Below are 5,489 nucleotides of genomic sequence, written 5' to 3'. Positions count from 1 at the left end.
AACTTTTAGGGGTCACTTCATAATCAGTTACGAATTACTAGGGTTTTAAAATATAATTCTAAAAATTATTATATTCTTTTATTAAACAACTACCAAGATGCTAGATTAGGATCTGTACTTCTGCCGACTTCGTGATAAGCTACGTCCTTTGGTTGACTAAATGTAGAATCAGTGTAATGTACTACTGTAGCCTTATAAATATATGTTTTGTCATATTCACTCCAACTTCTTGAAACCCAAGCACCAGCATAAACTTTTTTAATTGACCCGGATATCCAGCCAGTTAATTTACCGATATAGAAATTAGCTAAAACATTGGAAGTTATTCTAAAAGGTAGTTTTGAAAGTATAATCGCTACAACTCCATCCACAATAATTTTTTCAACTGTATTTTCAAATGTTCTGTATTCAGGTTTTATAACTGTTGTAGAATTTGATCCAATATCATGAGTGCGAGGGACTATATTTACGCTCCCTAAAGAATTTCGTAATACTTCAGAATGTAAGTCTTGTAATGCAAGTTCATCCAATTCTACATCCGAAGTAAAGTTAACGTCTTGGAATGTATAAGAATATTCTGGTTTTTGAGGCGATGTTTCTACAGATGTTTCTTCAGCAAAAGCAGTAGGTAAAACTGAACCAAGTAGTAAAGTTGATGCTGCGACGCTTGTTATGAATTTTTTCATTTAAATTTCCTCCTTTTTCCTAAATTATAAGTCAGTTGGTAAAATTGTCAATTTATTTTTTATTATAAATTATGGAATAGGAGGCTTATGGGAAAAGATAATGAAGTATTTTAGCGATCTCGTTGTTGCCACAGCTGGCGAGGATTTAGTGTTAACGTATGCTAATATGGCATTGAAAACGCAGGTGGAAAAATTATTATTAAGTCACCAAAATAAATAACCAGGCGCTCATTTTAAAAGTGAGTACCTGGTCTTTTTTTGTTTAATATTCTCTTACTTCAAATGAAGCAATTTTATCATGTACGACATATTCTGTTACCTTTTTATAAGGTGAAATTGTTTTTGAAAATTTGAATGTTGATGTACCTTGTGCACTTTCAAATCAATTTAAATGATTGTTTAAAACTGTATTTGTAACATCATATTCTTTTGTTATACCGTTCACCAAAGTGATACTTAGAATAGCACTCGAATATGAAATATCGGTGTTTTCTATTGTAGCTGTAATAATTGCTTGCCCCTCAAACACTTTTCATTGACTAAACCCTTTCCTAGCCTCCTGTAAATTAATCTTGAATAGTAGTTAAAATTCCATCTTCAAAATATAGATATTTATAATCATAATAAACCCATTGCTCACTTACACCATATGTAGTAGTTGTTTTGTTAATATCTATAGGTCTGCCCCATCCTTCTGCCAAAACTTCTTCTTTTGTCATTCCAATGTAAACTGCTTTAGGATTCATAGTTCTCTCATTAATTTCAAATTCAAGTTCCCTTTTTTTAGATTCAAGTTCCCTTTTTTCCTTTTCTGCTTCGTATATTGCTTCATTTTCTTCTGATTTCTTATTCCACTTTTCCTCTTTCTCTTTTGCAACAATTTTTAATTCATTAACTTTTTCTTTGATCTCATCTGGTATATATTTTATCTCTTCAAGTCTCTCAAGTACGTAAACATATTTTACTTGAGTTGCATACGTGAACATAATTGGTAGGTTTTCATCTACGCCATTGAATTTTTCAAATGCTAATGCAAGATTATTATAATCTTGTTGTATTTCGTTTACTTTTCTTTCAGTTTTAGTAATTAGAGTATCGAAATCGTCATTCATTACTAATTGAATATATTCTTGTTCTTCTGCTGTAATTTCACGACTATATGCTTCTACTATTTTAATGTCTGCACTTACCTTATCACTATCTTGTTTTTCGCCACTACATGCAGCTAAACCTAAACTTAAAACTAACACTGCACTAAATACTAATTTCTTCATTGTATATCCTCTCTCTATATTTCCATTTTAGGAAACTTGGTAATAAAAGTACACATAAAAAAGACAGACAACCGTAATTAGTTATCTGCTTCATCAATTGTCTTTGATTGTTTTGCTTTATTAATTACTTCCTCAAAGGCTGCTTTAATCTCCTCGATTGTATAGCCTTTTTCAAGCAATTCGTTTGTTGTTTGTTCTAAAGTGTTCAAAAAAACTATCCCTCATCTTCTACTTCTACAATTTTAAATAATTCGTTCATATCCTTAACATCTAATGCCACCATAATCTTTTCCAATGCCTCTTTCGGATACATCTTCACTTTATTATTTGCTATCTCACTAATTAAACGTGTAGTAAGCCCCGTTTTATCTGCTAAATCTTTTTGATTCATGTCTCGTTCTGCAAGTAATATTTTCAACCTCGATTTTAAGTGCAACAATTTCACCTGCTTTCATTCCGAATGTGTTAATTAAATTATAGATTAATAAATAAAATTACGCAATTAGTAATTGACATTACGAATAAAGTAATTTACTATTTGGGTAACAAAGTTATTAATAAAGTAATTTATTTATTTTATGAGTAATTAAAATGACGAAAGGCGGAATTGATATGAACAATTATTTTAAACTCGAGCAAGAACGATCTAAATATTTCTTTGAGCAATCTCTTGTATTGTCAGCCGTGAAAGGTCATCTGAAGGGCGCTATTAAATACAGCGAATCTAGTGAAGTTGTCGAGTTTGCAACTTCTCTATTGGAAATCATAAACGAAGGTTTGGCAGTTGTAGAAGACAAATTTAAGTAATTAGTACGTGGACTAAGAAAGCGAGGTGAAGACGATGGCATTTGAATACTTAGCAGCATACACAACATTTGAATCAATAGCAGATATGGATAAGAGTGTGGAGGACCACATGGCAACGCACTATTACGATTTAACAGAATCAGAACATGCCATCGTTTTCAAGCTTGCTTCTCATAGCTTAGAGCATCCAGGGGCTTGTCATTTGAAAGCAGCCACAATTGCTGCAGCATTGGACGTTAGTACAAAGACTGTTTATAGAAGTATTAAGAAATTAGCTGAGTTAGGCATCATTGAAAAAGTACCAGGGACGAAATTAAACGGCATTAAAGGGGCTAGTATTTATCGCATTTTACCTTATGTCCCATCGAGCGTGTCCCAACGAGAGACAGCCGATGAAGCTAGTAACGACATGGTTTCGGAGCAATTTACAGAAAACCAATCATCTAAATCTTTTAATCTTTCTTCTTTTAAAACAAGCACTTTACAAGAAATATATAATAATGCTCACGCTGAAAAAGAAGCTTGTAAGGAATGAATGAGTACCAAGTGATGCTATTTGATTTCATGAATAGCTTGCCATTAGCAGATAACTTGAAAGATGAATTGCATAAGGTTGTATTGTCTGCTCAGGTTCAAAGTGTACCTGACTTCATAACAGCTAAGAACGTACTATTCAAAATCGCTATGGATATTAAAGAAGGTGTACTGACAGTTGCTAGCACATTGAGAGCAGTATTTGCAGGGGCGTATAGCAAGGCTGATGAGCGTTCAAGCATGAAGTCTAGTAAATCATCATATATAGAAGAAACAACTAATAGAGAGCGTCCATTGCCGTTTTATAATTGGCTGAATGAGCGTGATGGTCGAACAGAGTTATGTATTAGACCTAATTTAGATAACTGGCTGGAGTGGTAGAGGGGAATAACCGCTATGAATGGAGTCTGGGTTCTCATGTCGATGTTTTAGTTCACCGAGCGTATTCATAGCGATTATACAATGAGTGTTTACAGACTCAGTAAAATTTAAACTAACATTTTTATTTTATAAGGAGATGGAGAAATGACTCATTTTGAATAATGGGAGAGGTAAGGAAAGGGGTTATACCCAAAAATCGTTTTTAATGACTTTTAGGATAACCCCGAATTTTTACTGGTTAATGTTGTGGAAGATAGTCTTGGCCGTTTATCGTTATTTTAGAACCTGAAATAAGAATTTCTTTATTTGCTGTTCTATATGGGGCTAAAATATTGTAAAAAGCTTCCCATATTTCTTCGCCTTTTTCTTGTTCTCCTTTTTTATCAAGTGCTTGGTATTCTTCATAAAGTTGTTTTAATTTCTTGCTATCTGCTTCACTAACTTTGTATTCAAAGTCAGCCATGTACTCTTCAAATGTTTGAGGCTTTTCGAACTGATTAAGGATTCCATAGAATTCTTCGTGTAACTTATCATACAACTCATCATTTTTATCTTTTAATGCTTTTTGTAAATCCCCTTGAAGAGCTTTTAGTTTGACTAAAGTTTCAGCGGGGATATCTAAAAATTCCATGGCTTTCTTATAGCTATCCATAAATTTTTCCAATGTTTCTAGTGCATTTAGCTCATCTACATATGGCTCAAGGATTTTATAAAACTCTTCATATTTATCGTTAGCCTTTTCTTCATCCCCACTTTTTTCAAGCTTTATCCATTCTTCATAAATAGCTTTAAGCTGTTTTTTATCGTTTTCTTTAATAACTATATTACTCTCATTAAATCCGTAGTCTTCTATATATTCATCAAATGGTTTAGGTAGCCAATTAGCTAATACATAGGGCTTTTCAATTTTAAACATTTCGGCATAAATCTTATCCATTTCCTCAAATTTCTTTTCTATCTCTTCAACTGAATAATCATTGTCTTCATTTATTTCCTTTTCTAGCTTCTTCATTTCATTAAACATTTTTTCTAATCTTATTAAATCTTCTTTTGTTACCTCTTTAGGTAGGTCTTTTTTATAAGCTTCAAATGTATTGAAGTCAATATAATCTTCTACAACATTACCTTCTACAGAGATTTCTTGTCCTTCTACTAAGCTCATTTTTTCTATTTGTTCAGTAGAAAAATTACTGAAACTGATGAAATAATTTTTACTATCTTGCCCTTTAAGGTACATTCCACTGTTGAAGATATTTTTAATGGTCCCTTTAATTTGTTGTTGTTGTTCCTTTTGAACGGATGCTTCAATTGTTTTTTCTGCTGATGCAGCTCCTGCTTGAAGTGGCGTTAGAACAGCCATTCCTATAGTAAGTGCAGAAGCAATCATCCAAGTTTTTTTAATCTGTGGTTTCATTGTAAATTCAATACTCCTTTATATTGGTTTTTCTACCAACAATTATACGTTTTTCCACCTGTAAAAGTTTCATTGCTTTTGAAAGATTTTTATTTTTTTAAAATAAATAAGAGAACTAAAATAAGACCACACCGTGTGTGAAGGGTGGTTTTACTTATGTAGTCATCTAATTGGCTGGAATGGTAAATGGAAATAGTCATCCATATAAATTTTTAATGAGGTATTATTAAACTAACAGAACTGATTAGTGGAAGAATGATCTGATAGGAGATTGAGTATGAAGCGTTTAATTATAGGTATAGCAGTAATTTGGTTGATTTTATTAGCTATGTGGTTTTTAACTTCAGGGTCACCAAGTTAGAGTGATATCGGATTATTAAACTAACGGCGCAG

The 5,489-nt window shown here is 32.4% G+C and carries 8 protein-coding genes; 3 read left to right on the top strand and 5 right to left on the bottom strand.

Going from position 1 to position 5,489, the window contains the following annotated elements; translation table 11 throughout:
* Positions 1-89: 89 nt before the first annotated feature.
* The 4 genes from H131_RS22660 to H131_RS22645 form a co-directional block, all read right to left on the bottom strand.
* A complete protein-coding gene (locus tag H131_RS22660) occupies positions 90-686 on the bottom strand; it encodes a hypothetical protein (RefSeq protein WP_010861470.1) in 597 nt (198 codons plus the stop codon).
* A gap of 566 nt (positions 687-1,252) precedes the next feature.
* Positions 1,253-1,960: a hypothetical protein gene (locus H131_RS23325; protein ID WP_010861468.1), complete on the bottom strand. Its 708-nt coding sequence runs from the start codon at positions 1,958-1,960 to the stop codon at positions 1,253-1,255.
* A gap of 77 nt (positions 1,961-2,037) precedes the next feature.
* The gene (locus H131_RS25920; protein ID WP_268891063.1) at positions 2,038-2,169 is read right to left on the bottom strand and encodes a hypothetical protein; all 132 of its coding nucleotides are present in this window, start codon (positions 2,167-2,169) and stop codon (positions 2,038-2,040) included.
* 5 nt (positions 2,170-2,174) lie between these two features.
* Positions 2,175-2,396 (bottom strand): helix-turn-helix domain-containing protein, encoded by a 222-nt coding sequence (locus H131_RS22645; protein WP_010861467.1) that lies wholly within the window; start codon positions 2,394-2,396, stop codon positions 2,175-2,177.
* Positions 2,397-2,551: 155 nt separating this feature from the next.
* On the opposite strand from H131_RS22645, the gene H131_RS22640 reads away from it, so the two are divergent.
* The 3 genes from H131_RS22640 to H131_RS25735 are packed head-to-tail and all read left to right on the top strand — an operon-like array spanning position 2,552 to position 3,682.
* On the top strand, positions 2,552-2,767 hold the full coding sequence (locus H131_RS22640; protein ID WP_036132620.1) for a hypothetical protein: 216 nt from the start codon (positions 2,552-2,554) through the stop codon (positions 2,765-2,767).
* Between the two features lie 34 nt (positions 2,768-2,801).
* Entirely contained in the window at positions 2,802-3,302 is a 501-nt protein-coding gene (locus H131_RS25740; protein WP_010861465.1) for a helix-turn-helix domain-containing protein, read from the top strand.
* Positions 3,299-3,682 (top strand): hypothetical protein, encoded by a 384-nt coding sequence (locus H131_RS25735; RefSeq protein WP_010861464.1) that lies wholly within the window; start codon positions 3,299-3,301, stop codon positions 3,680-3,682. Before H131_RS25740 ends, H131_RS25735 begins: the two co-directional genes overlap by 4 nt.
* A 238-nt stretch (positions 3,683-3,920) precedes the next feature.
* On the opposite strand, the gene H131_RS22630 is transcribed toward H131_RS25735, so the two are convergent.
* Positions 3,921-5,096, bottom strand: a complete 1,176-nt coding sequence (locus H131_RS22630) for a hypothetical protein (protein ID WP_010861463.1) — start codon at positions 5,094-5,096, stop codon at positions 3,921-3,923.
* Positions 5,097-5,489: the final 393 nt, after the last annotated feature.

Source organism: Lysinibacillus sphaericus OT4b.31 (assembly GCF_000392615.1).
GTDB classification, from domain to species: Bacteria; Bacillota; Bacilli; order Bacillales_A; family Planococcaceae; genus Lysinibacillus; species Lysinibacillus sphaericus_B.
The sequence above is the reverse complement of the archived record's forward strand: the minus strand, read 5'-3'. Positions and strand labels throughout refer to the sequence as shown.

Excerpts from the sequence above, each read along its gene's own strand:
- H131_RS22640 (WP_036132620.1), top strand. The coding sequence starts at position 2,552 with ATGACGAAAGGCGGAATTGATATGAACAATTATTTTAAACTCGAGCAA.
- H131_RS22630 (WP_010861463.1), bottom strand. The coding sequence starts at position 5,096 with ATGAAACCACAGATTAAAAAAACTTGGATGATTGCTTCTGCACTTACT.
- H131_RS25740 (WP_010861465.1), top strand. The coding sequence starts at position 2,802 with ATGGCATTTGAATACTTAGCAGCATACACAACATTTGAATCAATAGCA.
- H131_RS23325 (WP_010861468.1), bottom strand. The coding sequence starts at position 1,960 with ATGAAGAAATTAGTATTTAGTGCAGTGTTAGTTTTAAGTTTAGGTTTA.
- H131_RS22660 (WP_010861470.1), bottom strand. The coding sequence starts at position 686 with ATGAAAAAATTCATAACAAGCGTCGCAGCATCAACTTTACTACTTGGT.
- H131_RS25735 (WP_010861464.1), top strand. The coding sequence starts at position 3,299 with ATGAATGAGTACCAAGTGATGCTATTTGATTTCATGAATAGCTTGCCA.